11 protein-coding genes are annotated in these 19,378 nt (G+C 69.5%); 1 reads left to right on the top strand and 10 read right to left on the bottom strand.

Going from position 1 to position 19,378, the window contains the following annotated elements; all coding sequences use genetic code 11:
* Nucleotides 1-368: 368 nt before the first annotated feature.
* The 10 genes from ACM6LR_RS25420 to ACM6LR_RS25375 form a co-directional block, all read right to left on the bottom strand.
* Nucleotides 369-1,130 (bottom strand): VOC family protein, encoded by a 762-nt coding sequence (locus ACM6LR_RS25420; RefSeq protein WP_414938301.1) that lies wholly within the window; start codon nucleotides 1,128-1,130, stop codon nucleotides 369-371.
* Nucleotides 1,131-1,167: 37 nt separating this feature from the next.
* Nucleotides 1,168-4,107, bottom strand: a complete 2,940-nt coding sequence (locus tag ACM6LR_RS25415; protein WP_414938300.1) for a type I polyketide synthase — start codon at nucleotides 4,105-4,107, stop codon at nucleotides 1,168-1,170.
* On the bottom strand, nucleotides 4,094-7,681 hold the full coding sequence (locus ACM6LR_RS25410) for an FkbM family methyltransferase (protein ID WP_414944639.1): 3,588 nt from the start codon (nucleotides 7,679-7,681) through the stop codon (nucleotides 4,094-4,096). The genes ACM6LR_RS25415 and ACM6LR_RS25410 overlap by 14 nt, the downstream gene beginning before the upstream one ends.
* Nucleotides 7,678-8,961 (bottom strand): serine hydrolase domain-containing protein, encoded by a 1,284-nt coding sequence (locus tag ACM6LR_RS25405; protein WP_414938298.1) that lies wholly within the window; start codon nucleotides 8,959-8,961, stop codon nucleotides 7,678-7,680. Before ACM6LR_RS25405 ends, ACM6LR_RS25410 begins: the two co-directional genes overlap by 4 nt.
* A gap of 2 nt (nucleotides 8,962-8,963) precedes the next feature.
* A complete protein-coding gene (locus tag ACM6LR_RS25400; RefSeq protein WP_414938297.1) occupies nucleotides 8,964-11,873 on the bottom strand; it encodes a type I polyketide synthase in 2,910 nt (969 codons plus the stop codon).
* On the bottom strand, nucleotides 11,870-14,707 hold the full coding sequence (locus tag ACM6LR_RS25395; protein ID WP_414944638.1) for an amino acid adenylation domain-containing protein: 2,838 nt from the start codon (nucleotides 14,705-14,707) through the stop codon (nucleotides 11,870-11,872). The genes ACM6LR_RS25400 and ACM6LR_RS25395 overlap by 4 nt, the downstream gene beginning before the upstream one ends.
* Nucleotides 14,704-15,930, bottom strand: coding sequence for a serine hydrolase domain-containing protein (locus ACM6LR_RS25390; RefSeq protein WP_414938295.1), 1,227 nt, complete (start codon nucleotides 15,928-15,930; stop codon nucleotides 14,704-14,706). Before ACM6LR_RS25390 ends, ACM6LR_RS25395 begins: the two co-directional genes overlap by 4 nt.
* A 15-nt stretch (nucleotides 15,931-15,945) precedes the next feature.
* Nucleotides 15,946-16,989, bottom strand: a complete 1,044-nt coding sequence (locus ACM6LR_RS25385) for an aldo/keto reductase (RefSeq protein WP_414938294.1) — start codon at nucleotides 16,987-16,989, stop codon at nucleotides 15,946-15,948.
* 29 nt (nucleotides 16,990-17,018) lie between these two features.
* Nucleotides 17,019-17,645, bottom strand: a complete 627-nt coding sequence (locus tag ACM6LR_RS25380; protein WP_414938293.1) for a nuclear transport factor 2 family protein — start codon at nucleotides 17,643-17,645, stop codon at nucleotides 17,019-17,021.
* Between the two features lie 84 nt (nucleotides 17,646-17,729).
* On the bottom strand, nucleotides 17,730-18,422 hold the full coding sequence (locus ACM6LR_RS25375) for a nuclear transport factor 2 family protein (RefSeq protein WP_414938292.1): 693 nt from the start codon (nucleotides 18,420-18,422) through the stop codon (nucleotides 17,730-17,732).
* A gap of 211 nt (nucleotides 18,423-18,633) precedes the next feature.
* Here ACM6LR_RS25375 and ACM6LR_RS25370 point away from each other — a divergent pair, with 211 nt between their 5' ends.
* Entirely contained in the window at nucleotides 18,634-19,062 is a 429-nt protein-coding gene (locus tag ACM6LR_RS25370; RefSeq protein WP_414938291.1) for an ester cyclase, read from the top strand.
* The last annotated feature ends 316 nt before the right edge of the window (nucleotides 19,063-19,378 follow it).

The raw sequence follows: 19,378 nt of genomic DNA, 5'->3' as shown, positions 1-19,378 counted from the left end.
GGCCTCCTTGAGGGACCCAGAGTCCCTCAAGGAGGCCTTCACGGACTTCGGGCAAGGTCGTGTAGGCGTGCAGGGGTGACCACACCACCGCTGCCCTCTCTGAGGGGTAAGGCAACGGTGTCGTGTTGGTAAGGCCCGGTCGGTCGAGACGGTGCTCCACGCGGCACGACACACCCGCAGGACTGCTGTCCCCAAGGCGACATCGGGGACAGCGGCCCTCGTCGGCGCGGTGGTCGTGAGTGGCACTTAGGGTAGGGCCAAACGTGTTCTAGGTACCTACGGCGGACCTTCACACCTTCAGGTGGGCAGGCCGCGCCGGGGACGACATCGTTTCAGTGGAACCCGACACGCCACCCTTGCCCTGCCCCTCAAGACTTCGCGGGGCGGGTGATGACGGCGAAGCGGGCACCGGCGGGGTCGGTGAGTACCGCCATGCGGCCGAACGGGGAGTCCTCCGGTTTTTCGACCACCGTGCCGCCGTGTTCGGTGGCGACCCGTACCGCGGCGTCGGTGTCTTCGACCTGGAAGTACACCAGCCAGGCCGCGTGCCCCGTCTTCGGCCTGGCTTCGTGGCTGTAGCCGAGGATCCCGGCGACTTCCGTGCCGTCGGCGCGCAGCTGAACGTAGCTGTACTTGGGGAACGGGCGTTTGGCTTCGAGGCCGAACACGGTCGCGAAGAACTTTCCCGCCGCCTTGGTGTCCTTGCTCGACGCCTCCGCCCAGCAGGGCGCGCCCGCTTCGTTCACCAGCTCGCTGCCGTCGAAGGACTCGCCCCGCCACAGGCCGAAGTATCCGCCGGTGGGGTCGGCGACGATGGCCATCGTGCCGCCGGGGACGTCGTGTGGTTCCTTGATCACCTTGCCGCCGGCGGCTTCCACGGCGTGCGCGGTCGCCGCGGTGTCCCTGGTGGCGAGGTAGATGTTCCAGTGGGAGTCGTCCTCCGGCTCCCCGGTGCTGATCGCCGCGACCGCCTTGCCCCGGATCGTGGCCTGGTGATAGCGCCACTCGCTGTCCGCGAACTCCCAGCCGAGCAGGTGCCGGTAGAACGCGTGCACCGGTTCCGGCTCGCGGACGGTCAGATCGAACCAGCACGGTCTTCCCGGCGCGTAGGGTTCAGTCACTTCGCTCATCTGCGGGCTCCTTGTGGAGACAGTGGTCGTGCCGGTCCTATTCTGCCGCCGGATCGCGCCCCGGCGCGTGTTCCGGCGCCCGGTCACCCGATTGTGCGCGTACGGTGTCGACGCAGTCCGCCAGTCCGGCCACGGTGGGGGATTCGATCAAGGTGAGCAGCGAGAGTCCGGTCCGGAAGCGTGCGTTGACCCGTTTGATCACCTCGGCGACGAGCAGCGAGCTGCCGCCCAGTTCGAAGAAGTCGTCGTGCACGGACAGCCGCGGCACGCCGAGCGCCTCCCGCCAGATCGCGGCGATCACCCGCTCGGTCTCGGTACCCGGCCCCGAAAAGTCCACGGTGGACGCGACCGGCCCGGAACGGCGAGGGCGGCGGGAACGGCCGCGTTTGGCGTACCAGTGCCGTTCGCCCTCGAACGGATAGGTCGGCAGCGGTATCCGGCGCCGGTCCTCCCGCGCGGCGAAACCCGCCCAGTCGATCTCCACCCCGGCCCGCCAGAGCCTGCCGAGCGCGTCGAGCAGCGCGGGCGGCCCCGTAGCCGGATGCAGTGACGCCACGGCCAGCCGGTCTTCCCGTGCCCGGACGAAGGTGCTCAGCGTCCGGCCGGGCCCGACCTCCAGGCACACCCGGCCGGGGTGGTCGAGCAGGGTCGTCACGCATTCCGCGAACCGCACGGTGCCCCGCAGCTGCCGTCCCCAGTACGCCGGGTCGGTCGCCTGCTCGTCGGTGATCCAGGTGCCGGTGAGGTTCGACAGGAACGGGATCGACGGCGCGGACAGCCGCACCCCGGTGAAATATCGTTCGTACGGGGCCACGATGGGGTCGAAGAGGCGGGAGTGCCCCGCCGTGCCCAGCGGAATCCTGGCGGAGGTGACATCACGCGCCGCCAACCGGGACTCCAGGTCGTCGATCAGCTTCGCCGCACCGGACACGACACAGGTGCCGGGGGTGTTCACCGCGGCGAGATCGAGCCGATCCCCCATGAGCGCGCGGGTCTCGGGCTCCGGCAGCGCCACGCTGAGCATCGCGCCGGGCGCGGTGCTCTGGACCAGCCTCGCCCTGGTCAGCACCGCCCCGAGCGCGGCGGGGAAATCGAGCACTCCCGCGAGGTGGGCGGCGGTCAGTTCACCGAGGCTGTGCCCCAGTATCGCGGCCGGGCGTACGCCCCAGGATCGCCACAACACGGAGAGCGCGTCTTCGACCAGGAACAACGCGGGCAGCTGGGTCAACGGCCGGTCGGAGATCCGCTCGCCGCCGAGCAGCGCGCCGGACAGGTCGGGCCCGTCCAGCGTCGCGAGTTCGGCGAGGCCGTACTCCAGGCGTTCCCGGAACACCGGTTCGGCGGCGGCCAGCCCGGCGGCGAGACCAGGCTTGCCCGCACTGCCACCACCGGGGAACAGGAACGCGACCGGCCGGGTTTCCGGTGGTGTCCGGTTCACGCGGGGCGCCTCGCGCAGCGCGAAGACCGCCTCGGCCCGGTCACGGCAGACGACGGTGCGCCGGTACGCGCCGGGCTCGCGGCCGATCTGCAGGGTGTAGGCGGCATCGGCGAGATCGACTTCGGTATCCAGCCGCGTGACGAGATTCGCCGTCAGCGTCTCCAGCGCGGAAGCGGTCGCGGTTGACAGCGCCAGCAGCTGGAACGGCCTGGACGGTCGTGGCGGTGGGCTCGGCGGGGCCTGCTCCACCACCAGGTGCGCGTTCGTTCCACCGATGCCGAGCGAGCTGATCCCGGCCCGGCGGACGCCCTCGGCCGACGGCCACGGAGTGCGCTCCGCGTTGACGTGGAACGGAGTGGTCGCGAAGTCGATTCGCGGGTTCGGCCGCCGGTAGTGCAGGCTCGGCGGGAGCGTCTCGTTTTCGAGGGAGAGGACCGTCTTGATCAGGCCGGCGATCCCGGCGGCCGCGTCGAGGTGACCCAAATTCGTCTTCACCGAACCGATCGCGCAATAGCCGGTACGCCGGGTGCCGCGCTGGAACGCCGCGGTCAGCGCGGCGATCTCGATCGGATCGCCCAGCGCGGTCCCGGTGCCATGAGCCTCCACATAGGACACTGTCGACGGATCGACTTCGGCGTGTGCCAGGGCCTCGGCGATCACCTCTGCCTGGCCGGTGACGCTCGGCGCGGTGTAGTCCACCTTGGCGAAACCGTCGTTGTTCACCGCCGAGCCCTTGATCACCGCGCGTACCGTGTCACCGTCGGCCATCGCGTCGGCCAGCGGCTTGAGGACCACCACCCCCGCGCCGCTGCCGAACAGGGTGCCGCCGGCGTCCGCGTCGAAGGCCCGGCAGTGCCCGTCCGGCGAGAGCACGCCGCCTGCTTCATGCCGGTAGCCCGCCCTCTGCGGCACCTTCACCGACACTCCCCCGGCCAGCGCGAGTTCGCATTCGCCGGTGAGCAGGCTCTGGCAGGCCAGGTGCACGGCCACCAGCGAGGTGGAACACGCTGTCTGCACGGACATGCTCGGCCCGGTGAGCCCGAGCTTGTACGACACCCTGGTGGCCAGGTAGTCCTTGTCGTTGGCGATCAGGGTGAGCAGGTAGTCGTCGCGCAGCCGGTCCGCGACGCCGCTGTGCAGCAGGTAGGTGTTCAACGCCGAACCGGCGAAGACCCCGATCGCGCCGGGGAAACGGCTCGGCGCGTAGCCCGCGTCCTCCACCGCGGTCCACGCGCATTCGAGGAACACCCGCTGTTGTGGATCGAGCGCCGCGGCTTCCCTTGGCGAGTAACCGAAGAAGGCGGCGTCGAACCGGTCGTGCCCGTCGAGCAGCGGCGCGGCGCGGACGTATCCCGGCCGGGTCCGCTCCCGCCACCCGATCCCGGCGGACCGCAGGTCACGGTTGGTGAGTTCGGTGACGGATTCCACGCCCGCCTCGAGATTCGCCCAGAACTCCGCGCTGCCGTCGGCACCGGGGAACCGGCAGGCGAGGCCGATCACCGCGATCTCGTGGCCGTTCAGGCCGTCAGCCGGGTCCATGACGCCTCCGGGCTCGCTGAGCTATCTCGCGCCTGCGCGCTCCCCGACGCCGTCCGGAGGTACCGACGGGCTCCGCCGCCTGCTCACCCGGCCGGAGCAGCGCGGCCATCGCGCGGATGGTCGGGCGTTCGAACAGGCTGGTCGGGGGTAGCGTGGTACCCGCCAGTTCGTCGAGCCCGGTCATCAGCCGGACACCGAGCAGCGAGCTGCCGCCGAGGTCGAAGAAGTTGTCGTCCACCCCGACCTCGCGCAGCCCGAGCACTTTCCGCCACAACACGGCGAGCTCGCGCTCCACGTCGTCGTCCGGACCGCGGAAAGCGTTCGGCAGCGCCGGTCTCGACCGCAGGTTGGCCCGGCGCACCGCGGCCAGGATGTCCTCGGGGGTCCGCAGTTCGGTCGCGACCCGCTGGTACCAGGTGGACGGCAGGCCGCTGGATACTGTCCGGGGTGTCCGGGGTGTCCGTGGGACCGGCGGCGGAGGGGTGGACGGCCGGAACTCCACCCGGGAAGCCGTTTCGGCCGCCATGGTGAACGACTCACCGGCGACTTCTTCGAGAAAGCGACGCGCGGGCTCATTGCGTCCGGTCGCGGTGAAAGACAGCTCGATCCGAGTGAGCCCCCGGTGCGACGCGGACTCCCCCAGCACGGCCAGCATCCGGTGTTCCACGCCGCGCCCGAGTGCCCGGCAGCTGAGCAGGAACGTGTCCACCCGCAAGGTTTCCCCGTCCGCTACGGAAAGAACGACCCCGACCAGTCCGTAGTCCCCGAACCGGTCCGACACCCGGACGGTGTGGCAGTCCAGCCCGCCCGAGCCGAACAGGTCCCGCAGCTCCGCCTCGGTGCGGCGGACAGCGCTGGTGGTGAACTGGTTGGTGCGCTGCGTGAGCTGAGCGATCCGCGGCAGATCGCGGTCGGCGTACGTGCCGATGCGCACCACGAGTTCCAGACCATCCAGAAAGGACTCGAAGGTCAGCGCCCGCTCCCGCGCGGTTCGCCGTCGACGCTCCGCGAGATACCTGGCCGGACGTTCCCGATCCTCGTCGGTCGGCCGAGCCCGGTCGAAAGCCCAGACGTGATCGAGAAAACCGGGGATCTCCTCAACCTGTGCGGGCAGCTGGAGGGTCAAAACCTCGGGAAGGTTCGCGCGCACTTCCGCGCACTCGACCGGACTGTCGTCCAGGAAGACGAAGGTGTCCGTGCCGAAACCGAGTTCGTCGGCGAGTCCGGTGAGCCCGGTCGATTTCGGCTGCCAGCCCACTCGTCGCGCGATGATGTGCTCGTCCCGCACCGGCAGGTCGGTCCGCCGGTCGAAAACCGCTCGCACGTCCTCGTCGTTGTTCCTGCTGCACAGGCAGAGCAGGACCCCGTCCCGGTGCCGCGCGAGCGCGAACTCCTGCACGGCGGCTCTCGGCTGGACTCCGTCCGGTCCGTCCTCGCCGCAGTATCCCTCCCACAGCGTCTGATCGCAGTCGAGCGCGAGCGCCTTGACCGGCCGGTGCGTGGACAGCTTGCGCGCGATCATCGTGCCCAGCGCCGCGAAGTAGGCGGGCCGGTAGGGAATGTGCCCGAGCCGCTCGGCGTCGGGATCGTCGGGGTCGGCCACCGGGTAGGCCCGAGCCAGTTCAGCGGTGGTGATCAGCTCGACGCCGGGAATCCCGGCGAGGCCCTCGGTCAACTGTTGCTCCGCACGTTTCAGCACGGGATCCCGCCGGGCGTCGGCCGAGGGTGGGCACAGTGCGATCAGGCAAGGCAGGTCCGCGCCGCGCACGGCGTCGATGAACTCACCGGCCACTCGGTCCAGGTCGACGGTGCGGTTGGCGCCCGGACGGCGCGCGAAGACACCGGCGAACCCGGTGCCGAGCAACAGTTCGTCATCACGATCCACGACGACCTGGAACCCTTTGTCGCGCAACAGGCTCGCGATCCGCTCCGCGCCATCGGGATCGTGCGCTTCCAGCACCAGTTGGCGGATGCGGGGCCACTGCTCGTCCCCGATCCCGGCCAGGATGTCCTCCTCGCTGCCCTCGGCGTCGATCTTGAGCAGGTCCACCCGTTCGACGCCTTGCTCGGCGAACATCGCGGACAGCGTGCGGACCCGCCTCGGCAGGACTTCGGCGGCCAGCCGGTCACGAGTGAGGTGATCCACGAGTTCGGTGGACTCGTTCCGGAGTACGTTCGCGACGACCGCGGTCACGGCGGCGTGGTCACGTTCGGCGTCCGCGGCGAACCCGGAGAACGCGGGCGACCGCGAGTAGCTCGTGAACGGGAGTTCGCCGTCGACAGCGGCGAGCCCGTAGTCGAAGATCCTCGTCTCGGGCGCGTACAGCGCGGTGTTGCGGCGCAGGGCCTCGAACGCGGGCGGGTTCGGTTCGAAGGCGTACACCTCGGCGCCAGGACAGCGACTCCGCACGAACAGGCTGAACAGCCCGATGTTCGCACCCACGTCGAAGACGGTGTCGCCGTCGCGCAGTTCGATACCGTGCCGCAGATAGGATCGCCGGGTGAAGATCTCCTCGTACAGGTAGTCGGTCTCGTACGGCACCAGGTGTGCGATATCCCCGATCCCGGGCAGCCGGTGCCGCCGGGACCCCGCCAGTATCGAATCCCGGGTCGCCGAGTCCGCTTCGGACACTAGCGGAGCGATCGGGGAAAGCCAGTCCTGAGGCCGGATCAGCAGCACGTTCTCGCCGTCGCGGTTACCGGACAGCAGGCCGCCGGTGTCGAGAAGCTCCTGGAACACCTGCTGGTACCCGGCGAATTCGACGGACACCGGGATACCGAGCTGCCCCGCCCAGAAGGACAACGTCTCCTCGATGGGCTCGGCCGTGAACGTCGCGGCGACAGCGATGCGCAGCGGCGATGACTCCAGGAAGCGCAAACGCGCACCGAAGACCTCGGCGGCGACCCGGCCGTCCGGATCGGACAGCAGCATGTCGCCGACGAGTTCGTCACCGAGCTCGCGAAACCTGACGCGTACCGTGCCCATCCGGCCCGGCGAGCGGTGCAGGACCAGCCGATCCCAGCCCGCCAGCACCACGGCCCGCCCGGCCGCGGCGGCGGCCAGCAGCTGCATGGCGGTGTCCAGTACCACCGGATGCAGGACGTGCCCGCCGACCGGCACCGGGATCCGCAGTTCGGCGGTGGCGGCGCCCTCCCCTGAGCAGTACCGGTCGATCCCGCGGAACGCGGGCCCGTAGTCGTTCCCGGCCTTACGCAGGGCGGCGTACGGGTTCGCACCAGGAAATTCCTCACCAGGGGCCGGGGGTTCCCATTCACCGGCGGGAACTTCACCGCGACGGATCCGGCCACTCGCGTACCGGACACCGTCGTCGCCGGTCGCGGTGAACTCCCGCCAGCCGTCGATCGGCGGCCCGATCGTGGTGTTCAGTGCCTTGGTGCCCTCCGCCGGAACCACGAACACCCGGTCGAACCGGACATCGTCCACAATGGAGGGCACGGCATCTTCGAGCGCGCTCAGTGCCAGGTCCAGGTACACCGCGCCGGGCAGCACGAGCGTGCCCTGGACCCGATGATCGGCCAGGTACGGGAATTCCCTGAGCCCGAGCCGGGTCATCGGCTGCCTGTCCTGGCGTCACCCACCGCCGGGACGAAGACGCGGAAGATGACCTTCAGCCCGGCGCCCATGTTCGGGGTGGTCGCGATGTTCGGCAGGCGCTGGCTGAAGAACACGCCGAGCAGCGGGTCGGCCGAGTCCAGTTCCAGCCAGCAGTAGGTCATCTTGCTGCCGAGGTGCTCCAGGGTGCCGGAGCCCTGCCCGTACGGGGTGTTCGCGGTGCGGTAGCCGAAGCCCATGGTGTGCCCGAAACCGTGGTCGTCGACGAGCAGCTTCACGATCTCCGGCGACAGGATCCGCCGCTCTCCCGCGCGGCCACCGTCGCGCAACACCCGCAGGAACGCGAGCAGGTCGCCGACGGTGGTCATCATCCCGCCGTCCGGGAAGACGAACCGCCAGCCTCGGCGGAACTTGTCCCAGCTCCCGTCCGGGCCGGGCGCGACCTCGGGTGGCAGCGCGCCGTCGCGGGTGATCATGGTGATGTCGGCGATCCGCGCGCGCTGTTCTCCGGTGACACCCTCGCCGATCCGCGCGTCGATTTCCGCGTCCCCGGTCGGTTGCGCGACGAAGAACGAGTCGGTCATCCCGAGCGGTTCGAACAACCGCCGTTTCAGGTAGACGTTGATCGACGTGCCGGTCAGTGTCTCGGCGATCCGCGCCGCGATCACGTGGTTGATCGGGCTGTAGAAGTACTCCGCGCCCGGTTCCTTCACCGGCTCGTAGCACTCCATGAGGGCGGCGCTCACCTGCTCCACGGTCAGCGTGCGGGACGGCCTCGGCCGCCCGTCGACAAAGAGGTATTCGTTGGTGCCGCCCGGATAGCAGGTCCATTCCGAGGTGGGCCCCAGGCGGGCGTCGGCGTCGGCGAACGACGGCGGCGGTCCGCCGGGGTCGTTGCACGGGGTCGCCGGACTTTCGGTGTAGTGCTGGATCGTCGGCAGCCCGGAGGTGTGCTGAAGCAGGTGCCGGACCCGGATCTTCCGCTTGGACGGCGAATCGGCGTAGGCGCCCATCCCCGGCAGTCGCCACACCTCGGTCTCCACGTCGAGCATGCCGTGCTCCTCCAGCGCGAGCAGCACGGCGGTCGCGGTGAACGCCTTGCTCATGGTGCCGATCTCGCAGATGGTCCGCTCGGACCAGCCGTCGCCGACCGCGCTGATCAGCGGCCCGTCCGCCCGTGTCTCGGCCCCCAACACCGCGCCCGGCAGGTTCGCCGGATCCGCGCGCCGCGCCTCGGCCACCCGCTCGACGGCCCGCGCCCACCACTCCGGACTGTTCATCCTTACCTCCATGATCGCGCCAGCTCGCTCCGGACCCGGAAGACGTCCTCGATGCGCTCGGCCAGCTCAGCCACCGTCGGCGCCTCGACCAGGCTCAGCACCGGCAGGTCGAGCTGGAAGGTCGCGCCGAGCCGGGCCACCACGTCCGGGATCAGCACCGAATGCCCGCCGAGGTCGTAGAAGTTGTCGCGCACCCCGATGTCCCGCACGCCAAGCACGGCCTGCCAGACGCCGATCACCGCGGCCTCGGTGGGCGTGCGCGCCTGCTCGGTGTCGGCCGTTTCTTCGCGCGTTTCCTCCGGGGGCGGCGGGACCGGCGCGGGTATCGTCGCGCCGTCCGGTTCGTACCAGTGACGCCGACGCTCGAACGGATACCCCGCCAGCGGCACCCGGCGTCGCTGTTCGTCCCCGGCCAGCGCCTGCCAGTCCACCTCGACCCCGGACAGCCACAGCCTGCCGAGCGCGGCGAGCATTCCCGCCTGCTCCGGCTCGCCGGAGATCGACGGGAACGCGGTGAAAGCCGCGGGCTGACGGTGTGCCAACCCGCTCAGAGTGTGCCCAGGGCCGACTTCGAGCAGCACCGGGCGATCCAGCAGGCTGAGCGTCCGGAACCCGTCAGCGAGCCGGACCGGCCGGCGCAGCTGTGCCGCCCAGTACTCCGGCGAAGTCGCTTCGTCGGCGGTGATCCAGGTGCCGCTCACGCCGGACACGAAGGGGATTTCCGGTGGTCGCAGCGTGCACGCGGACAGTTTCTCCAAGAACGGCGCGACCGCCGGTTCGACCATCGCGGAGTGGAACGCGCGAGAGACGTCGAGGGGGTGCACGGACACCTTCAACCGGGTGCCGAGTTCCCGGATCGCGGCCGGTGGCCCGGCCAGCACACACCTACCGGGGCCGTTGATCCCGGCCAGCGAGATGTCACCGTCCAAATAGGACTGACAGGCCGCTTCCGTGAGGGCGACCTCGATCATCGCGCCCTCGGGCAATCCCTGCGTCAGCCGCCCGCGCGTCGCGACCACCGACACGGCGTCCGCCGGCGTGAACACCCCGGCGAGACAGGCGGCGGTGAGTTCCCCGATGCTGTGCCCGAACAACGCCGACGGCCGCACCCCCCAGGACCGCCACAGTTCGGCGAGCGCGTAGGACACGCTGAACAGGGCGGGCTGGGTGTATTCGGTCCTGGTCAGCCGTCCGTCGCCGATGATCTCCCGCAGGTCCACGCCGAGTTCCGCCGCGAAGAGCCCCGCGCAGTGATCGAACGCGGCCCGGAAGACCGGTTCCGACGCGGACAATCCGGCGCCCATCCGAAGCCGCTGCGCGCCCTGGCCCGGGATCAGGAACACCGGATTCGCGGCACCTTCCGGGCAGTCGCCGGTCCAGGCGCGACCGGCGGCCGGCGCGCGCAGGCCGGTCACCGCGTCCGCCGGACCGGTGCATACCACCGCCCGGCGATGCCGGAACGGCCGCCTGCCGACCCGCAGGGTGTGGGCAACGTCGGCCAGTTCGGCGTCCGGCCGGTCGGCGAGATCCGCGGCCAGCGCGGCGGTCGCGGCGTTCAGCGCGGCCGGGGTCTTCGCCGACAACACCAGGAGTTGCCACGGCCGCGACGGTGCGGCAGGCAGCGGTTCCGGCGCTTGCTCGAGAACGAGGTGCGCGTTCGTGCCGCCGACGCCGAGCGCGTTCACCGCGGCTCGCCTTGGCCCGTTCCCCTGCCAGGGGGTGAGCGCGTGGCACACCGAGAACGGGGTGGCGGCGAAGTCGATGCCAGGGTTGGCTTGGGTGTAGTGCAGGCTCGCCGGGATCTCCGCTTCCCGCAGCGCGAGCACGGTCTTGATCAGCCCCGCCACCCCGGCAGCCGCGTCGAGGTGTCCCAGATTCCCTTTGACCGAGCCGAGCAGGCAGTATTCGCGGTCGTCGGTCCATTCCCGGTACGCGCGGGTGAGCGCCTCGACCTCGATGGGATCGCCGACCCTGGTACCGGTGCCGTGCGCCTCCACGTAGCCGATGGTCGACGGGTCGACGTCCGCGTCGGCGAGTGCCTCCACCACCGCCGCCGCTTGCCGGTGCACACTCGGCGCGGCGTAGCTGACCTTCTCCGCGCCGTCGTTGTTCACCGCGGAACCCTTGAGCACCGCGTGCACGGTGTCCCCGTCCGCCAGTGCTTCGGCGAGCCGTTTGAGCACCACGACACCGGCGCCGCTGCCGAAGATCGTGCCGTCGGCGTCCGCGTCGAACGGGCGGCAATGCCCGTCACCGCTGAGGATCCCGCCGCGTTCGTAGCGATACCCGGCCCGGTGCGGGACCCGGACCGAGACCCCACCGGCCAGCGCGAGGTCGCACTCGCCGTGGTGCAGGCCCTGCGCGGCGAGGTGTACCGCGACCAGTGAGGTGGAGCAGGCGGTCTGCACGGTCAGGCTCGGACCGGTGAGGTCGAGTTTGTAGGACACCCTGGTGCTGAGGAAGTCCTTGTCGCTGGCGGTGAGGGTCCGCACGTACTCCCCGGTGAACCGCGACAGGAGCCCGCTGAACAGCAGATACGTGTTGATCGCCGCGCCGCCGTAGACACCGACCGGTCCCGGCTGCGCGCCGGGGTCCTGTCCGGCGTGTTCCAGCGCCGACCACGCGCATTCCAGGAAGATCCGCTGCTGGGGATCGATCATCGCGGCCTCGTTCGGCGAGTATCCGAAGAACTCGGCGTCGAACAGGGACGGGTCATCGAGTACGGGCGCGGCGCGAACGTAGTCCGCACGGTCCAGCAGCGCCTGCTCGACGCCGTTCTGCCGCAGTTCCTCCTCTTCGAAGAACGAGATCGACTCCACCCCGGACCGCAGGTTGCGCCAGTATTCGCCGAGGTCACGCGCACCGGGGAGCCGGCAAGCCATCCCCACGATCGCGATGTCGGCGCCGGTCATCCCGGCTCACCGGCCCGTCTGCGTGCCCGGCGAAGCCGCCCACGATCCCTTTCCCCGCTGAAGTCAGGTGTGCGCCCGCGATCGTCGAGGGCGGCCGACAGCGCTCGCACGGTCGGCAGGTCGAAAAGCCGTACGAGCGGTAGCCGCGGGTCGAAGGTTCGTCGCAGTTCCTCGATCACCTGGGCGGCTTTGAGCGAGTTCCCGCCGAGGTCGAAGAAGTTGTCCGCCACGCTCACCGCGGGTACCCCGAGCACCCTGGCCCAGATCTCGGCGACCGTGCGTTCGGTGACGGACCCGGCCCGCTGGAGTGTCGGCGCCCCGAGCGCGGGTTCCGGCAGCGCGTCGAGATCAACCTTTCCGTTGGGTGTGAACGGTAGCCGCGGCAGTACCGTGATCACCGACGGCACAAGGTGGTCCGGGAGGCTCGCCGCGAGTTCGCGACGTAGCCGATCCCCGAGCGTCCGCGCCTGTTCGGCGAAGATCGGATCGGTGGCGTAGTCGGCGGGCTTGCGCGCCGAAGTCCTTTGTGGACTGGCCGGAGCCGGCGCCCCCGGGTGGTGGAACACGGCGTCGAACGCATGGGGATCGGCGGCCCAGCCGATCTCCGCGGCGAGCCCGAGCCGCTCGGCCAGCCGCCAGAATTCCTCCGGGTGTACACCGTGGCCGGTCAGCCGCGCGTTCGGCACACCGCGGATACCGAACGGCGGAATCCGCTCCCGCAGGACGTCCGCCGGTTCCCCGTCCAGCGGCCAGTCGAGCCAGTCCGGCTCGCCGGTACCGGCCTTGGCCCCGATCCGGAGCACCACGTCGTACCGGAAGCGGGTCAGCTCGTTGTCGGCCCACCCTCGCCGGAGCTGGACACGCACGTCCCCTATCTCCGGAAACCACTGAGCCAGCGCGGGAAAGAGGTCCGGGTCGAGGACCAGCTCCGGCTCCTGGCGGACCCGTTCGGCGACCGCCTGCCCTCCGCGTCGCGAGCCGACCGAGCGATGGAACTCCTCCAGCAACGGCAGGCTGCGCAGATCGCCGAGGAAGATCGCACCGCCGGGCCGGATCGCCCGGACAGCCTTGCGCAGCACCCTGAGCAGGTAGTGGACGCTGGGAAAGTGCTGCACCACCGAGTTCAGCAGCACCAGGTCGAAGGTCTCACCGGCCATCCCGGAGAAGTCGTCCGCCCGCCGGTTCAACAGCCGCACCTGAGGCAACCCCGCGACCTGTGGGCCCAGCTCAGCGAGGGCGACCGCGGAGAAGTCGGTACCCCAGTAGAGTTCGGTCTCCCCGGCCAGGGGTAACAGCAGCAGGCCCGTTCCGCATCCGATCTCCAGCACCCGACGGGGACGCAACTCCCGCACCCGCGCGACCGTCTGCTCCACCTGCTCGCGCATCTCCGCCTCCGGCACCGGCTCGCCGGTGTAGCTGCTGACCCAGCCGGTGATGTTGAACCGCGGATCACCGCCGTCGATTCCCCGGTAGGTCACCTCGTCGTACAGTCGCCGCCACTGCCCCACCACGCCTTCGCCGCTCGAGCGGTCGGGCACCACCCAGGCGTCGAGACGGGCGGGTTCACGTCTGGCCACCACCACGGCCTGAGCCACGCCGGGCCTGGCTGTCAGCGCGGCCTCGACCTCGGCGGGTTCGACCCGGAACCCCCGCAGCTTCACCTGCCGATCGCGGCGGCCGAGATGGTCGAGCGCGCCGTCCGGGCGGTACCGGCCGAGGTCGCCGGTCCGGAACAGCCGGGCGCCCGCCACCGCGACGAACCGGGCGGCGGTCGCGTCCGGCCGCCGGTGGTATCCGAGCGCGAGGCCGTCCCCGCCGAGGTACAGCTCGCCGACCGCATCCGGGCCCGCCGGCCGCAGCCGGTCGTCGAGCAGGTGGATTTCGGTACCGGGCACGGGAAAGCCGATCGGAACGGTGGCCGCGTCCGGTGGGACCTCACGCACCTCGTACCACGTGGAGAAGACGGTGTTCTCGGTCGGCCCGTAAGCGTTGAGCAGGCGTCCAGGGCGACCGGCCGCGAGGACCGCGCGTACCGTCGCGGCATGCACGGTGTCTCCGCCGACGAGCAGCTGCGCGACGGTGACGAAGGCGTCCGGGGCGGTCGAGGCGATCAGGTCGAAGTGCGCGGAAGTCAGCCACAGTAGGGAAATGCGCTGAGCGCGCAGTTCGGCGGCGAAGCTTCGCGGGTCCAGCACCAGTTCGTCGGGAAAGACGACGAGGCAGGCGCCGGCGGCGAGGGCGCCCCAGATCTCGAAGGTCGAAGCGTCGAAGCAGATGTTCGACGCGTGGGCCACCCGGTCGGCCGCGGCGACCGGGACGAACTCGTTCCCGTGCACCAGCCGGAGCACCGCGCGATGCGGGATCACGCTGCCCAGCGGCCGCCCGGTCGACCCGGAGGTGTACATCACACACGCCGGATCCTCTGGGGTGGTTCCCTGCTCCGGTGGATCGTCCCTTTCGGACAGTCCATCCAGGCACAGTGGATCACCGGGCAGCCTGTCCGACCATCGCCGGGAGGTGAGCGTCAGGGAGACCGCCGCGTCGGCGCACAGGAACTCGATGCGGGCGGTCGGCAGCGCGGGATCGATCGGCAGATACGCCGCACCCGTCTTCAGCACTCCCAGCAGCGCGACCGCCAGATCCCCGGATCTCGGCAGGCAGACCGCGACCAGCGATCCCCTGCCGATTCCCCTGGCCAGCAGCAGCTGAGCCACCGCGTTCGCACGCCGGTCCAGTTCGCGGTAGGTCAGGTGATCCGCGCCGTCGATCGCCGTCGCGTCCGGTGTGCGACCGGCCTGCCGGCGCACCACCTCGTGCAGGCAGGGCGCGGTCATCGCGCGCCCTTGCTCACCAACGGGACGAAACCCCGGAAGATGGCCCGCATCCCGTCGACCATGTTGTTGTTCACGATGGCGTTGGCGAGCCGCTGGCTCAGGAACACCCCGTGCAGCGGGTCACCGTCGCGCGGATCGCACCAGAAGTAGGTCATGATGTTGCCGAGGTGGTCGAGCGTGCCCGGCCCCTGGCCGTACGGCGTGGTGCTCCGCCGGTACCCGAACGCCATGGTGTGGCCGAAACCGTGATCGGTCACCATCAGCTTCACCACCGCGGGCGGCAGTACCTGCTCGCCCTCGTGCACCCCGTCGTCGCGCACCGCGCGCAGGAACGCGAGCAGGTCGGCCGCGGTGGTGTACATCCCGCCGTCGGGGTACACGAAACGCCAATTCCGCCGCAGGATGTCCCACCCGCCGTCCGGACCGGGCGCGACCTCCGGTGGCCACTGTCCGTCCCGGGTGATCAGGGAGACTCCGGCGATTCGCGCCCGCTGCTCCGCCGTCACGTCCTCGTCGACGCGCGCGTCACCGGTGGGCTGCGCGACGAAGAAGGAATCCCGCATCCCCAACGGCCGGAACAGTTTCTCGGCGAGGAAGACGTTCGGCGACTTGCCGGTCAGCCGTTCCACCAGCCTGCCCGCGACCACGTAGTTCGCCGAGCTGTAGGTGTAGTCTGCGCCGGGCTCGTGCCGAAGCGGGTAGGTCCGCATGATGTGCTCGCTGACCTGGTCCAGGGTCAGCAGGCGGGACGGCACGTACCGGCCGTCCACCAGGATCGGCTCGTTGGTGTAGCCGGGTGAACCGATCCACGGCACCGTCGGCCCCACCAGTTCCGCGCCGGGCAGGACCGGTGGTTCTTCCTCGGTGGCGAGGAAAACCGGCATCCCGGTGGTGTGCTGCAACAGATGCCGCACCCTGATCCGGCGTTTCACCGGGTCCTCGCGGTAGATCTCCATCCCGGGGAACTCGGCGACCGGCGACTCGACGTCGAGCCGGTCCGTCTCGGCCAGCGCGAGCAGCACCGCGGTGGCGGTGAACGTCTTGGTCATCGAGCCGATGTTGCAGATCGAACCGGCGGACCAGCCCTCGCCGACGGCCGCGACCAGCGGCCCGTCCGCGCGGGTCTCGGCGGCGAACACCGCGCCAGGCAGGTTCTGAGGGTGTTCCCGCTGGAAGTCCGTCATCCCGTCGACGACCCCGGACCACCACCGCGGCGTGCTCATCTCCGCCCCGCCCGGCTAGCCGCGGCCACTGTCGATGAGGTCGACGTGATCGCCGTACATCAGTCTGCGCACCATGCCGCTGCGCAGGAAGTCGTGCGGGAAACCGAGCTTGATCCGGCTCACCGCGCTCAGCCTGTCGACCTGGTCGGTGGACAGCTCGAAGTCGAAACAGGCGGCGTTCTCCTTGACCTGCTCCACCGAAGTGGCACCGAAGATCGGGATGGTGCCACGGCGGCGGAGCCAGTTGAGCGCGACGTGCGCGGGCAGGCAGCCGATCTCACCGGCGATCACGCACACCTCCTCGGCGATCGCCACGGTCCGCTCGTTCCTCGGCAGGAACCGGCTCATCACCGGATCGTCGAGCCGTCGCGGCCTGCCCGCGGCGGAGTCGTCGCGGGCAGGCAGGTACTTGCCGGTCAGCCAGCCGCTGGCCAGCGGAGTCCAGGCGGCGATGGCGAGGTCGAGTTCCTTCGCCATCGGGACGAACTCACGGTCGACGTCCCGTTCGACGAGGCTGTACTCGACCTGCAACGCGCAGAACGGCGTCCAGCCGCGCAGTTCCGCGAGCGTGGTGGCCCTTGCCACCTCCCACGCCGGCGCGTTGGCCACGCCCACGTGGAGCACCTTCCCGGCGCGCACCAGGTCATCCAGCCCACGCATCAGCTCGTCGACCGGGGTAAGCGCGTCCCAGGCGTGCAGCCACAACAGGTCCACGTAGTCGGTCTTCAGCCGGCGCAAGCTGTTCTCCACCGAGCGCAGCATGCTCTTCCGGTGCCCGCCCGAGGCGTTGACGTCGTCCGGGGCGAGGGTGCCGCCGAACTTGGTCGCCAGCACCACCCGGTCCCGGTCGCCCTCCAGGTACTCGCCGAGGTATACCTCGGTCGGCCCGTAGGTGTGCGTGTCGATGAAGTTGCCACCGGCTTCCAGGAAGGCGTCGAAGATCCGGTGCCCGTCCTCTTTGGACACACACCAGTCGCGGCCCGCCGCGTCGAAGGTCATCGTGCCGAGGCACAGCCCCGACACCCGAAGCCCGCTCCGGCCCAGCAGCGCGTATCTCATCGATGCCTCATCCTGTTCTGGACGCCTGACTACGAATGCGCCACCACGGCTTCTTCACCGCCGGAGGGGATCTCCGTCATCTGCGAAGCCTCGAGCCGCCAGTGCGCGTCCTCGAACACGTAGGTGTGCATGGTGCGGTACGTGCCGGAGAAGTCCGTCTCGTGGACATCGCCGGTACTGAGGTTCCTGGTCTCCCCGGAGCCGCTCATCTTCACCGTGCTGGTCAGCACCGCGGCGCCGGGGCCGTGGATGTGCAGTGATTCCTCGGTCGTCTCGAAACCGTCGCGGCCGAACGAATCGAAGTGCACGAGCCCGGAAAGGATCACGGAGATGCTCCGCTCCCGGTTCTCGTTGTGGCCGAACGGGGTCACAAAACTGTAGTCCTCGGTCATCAGCGCTTCCAACCGCGACCGGTCGGCCTCGACCTCTTTCTCACCAAGGGTTTTCACCGGTTCGGCGCCGGTGCGCCCGGCTATTTCGTTGTACTTGGCGGTGATCTGCGCCGATTCGGCGACCACCGCCCGCACACCCTGTTGGATCCGTTCGATCTCGCCACCGTCCAGCCCACAGGACCGTGCGCTGGACGCGTCCACCGTGAACTGGCCGATGGTCTCTTCGAGCTGCTTTTCGGAAAGCCGCGTTTCCGGTGCGGACATGGTCTTCCTCCTTTGCCGGTCAACTGATCATTGTCCGGCGGCGAGGGGTTCGCGGCGCTTCTTCCTCCTTGCGGTTGAACCGGTTCAGTCTTCCGGGCGCCAGTCGGCGGGACGGTCGGTACCCGGACCGGTGGCGAACCGCACCTTCGGCTTGGGCGCGTCGGTCATCTGCGACGCGGTGAGCTGCCAGCGTCCGTCACGGAACGTGTAGGTGTGGATCGTCCGATAGGTAAACTCGCGCGGCTTTTCGGTGATCCGACCGGTGCCCTCGTCCTCGGTGAGCCATTTGCCCTGCATACTGAACGTGCCGGTGTACACGGCCGTGTTGCCGTGGACCTGGAGCACGTCCTCGGTCGTCTCGAAACCGTCGCGGCCCAATGCCTGCGGGCGGATCGCGCCGGACATCATCCGATCGATACAACGTTGCTTGCCGACGATCTCACCGTGCGGAGCCACCAGCCGGTACTCCTCGCCGACGAGGTGGTTCAGCAGTGCCCGGTCGGCGTCGACCTCGGCCTGGTCGATCAGTTCCGCCACGGGCTTGCCCGTGCTCTTCGCCAGCCCCTTGATCTTGATGTACTTGTCGCTGATCGTGGTGGCGTCGGCGACCAGCTGCTTGATCGCGACCCGCGTCTCGGCGATCTGCTCCTCGGTGAGCCCGGCCGCCTGCGCGCCGCTCTCCTCGACGGTGAATTCGCCGATGGTCTGGTCGAGTTCTTCCTTGGTCAGGTCTGTCCATTTCTCGCTCTGGCTGCGTTGCTGCTTCTCCACCGACATGACCCGCTCCTTCGTCGACCTCTCGGTGATCGCTGCTGGAAAGTCTGCCCCGTACCAGGTTTTGTCTACTTCTTCAGTGTTGCTTATGCGGGCTGGCAAGGCTGAAGAAGTAGTTCTTCCCTGGAGAGGACAGCATTTCGGTGGGCAGGAAATGACCTCACCGCTCGCTCCCGCGGGCAGGTGCCATCCGGCACAAGGAAGGCGACTCGCGATGTCGACTGAGGAGAACAAGGATCTGGTCCAGCGCTACATAGCGACGTGGAACCGCGGGGACCTGGAAGGCATGGCGGAGTTCTGGGCGCCCGACATGGTCCACCACACCCGGATGGGCAGCCACGGCTTCGAGTCCGTGCTGACCATCGTGTCCGACTTCATGCGGGCGTTCCCCGATTTGCAGTTCACCATCGAAGACATCCTCGCCGACGGCGACCGCGTCGCCACCAGGATGACCGCGACCGGCACGCACACCGGCAGCTATATGGGCAAGGAAGCCACCGGCAACAAGGTGAGCTGCTCGGTCTTCGGCATCGCGCGCGTCCAGGACGGCAAGCTCGTGGAGCACTGGGGCGTCACCGACGAACTGCACCTGATGGAGCAGGTCGGCCTGGTGCCAGAGGAGTACCTGGCCGCGATGGCCTGATCCACACCTTCCGCCACCGCCAGTCCATCGAACCCGCGTGATCAGAGCCGTAACACACGTGTTTGGAGGCGCATCACGCGTGCTTGAACACGTAACACAGGACTAACGGCTCCAAGCACGCGTGACGTGCGCCCCTTTTGAAGCGTGTCGCGAAAGCCACTTTCGGGACGTCAGACGTCGCGAAAGTGGCTTTCGCGACGTCAGAGGTCCCGAAAGTGGCTTTCGCGACACCGTACGGCAGTTGCGCGACTTTGCCGGGACCCTGACCTTGAGGGTAGGCAAGGAGGCCTTCGCGGACCGGCCCAAGCGTTGCCAG

It is taken from the genome of Amycolatopsis sp. cmx-11-32 (assembly GCF_047608695.1).
Lineage (GTDB): Bacteria > Actinomycetota > Actinomycetes > Mycobacteriales > Pseudonocardiaceae > Amycolatopsis.
Note: the sequence above shows the minus strand (reverse complement) of the source record. Positions and strands in the feature narration are given on the sequence as shown.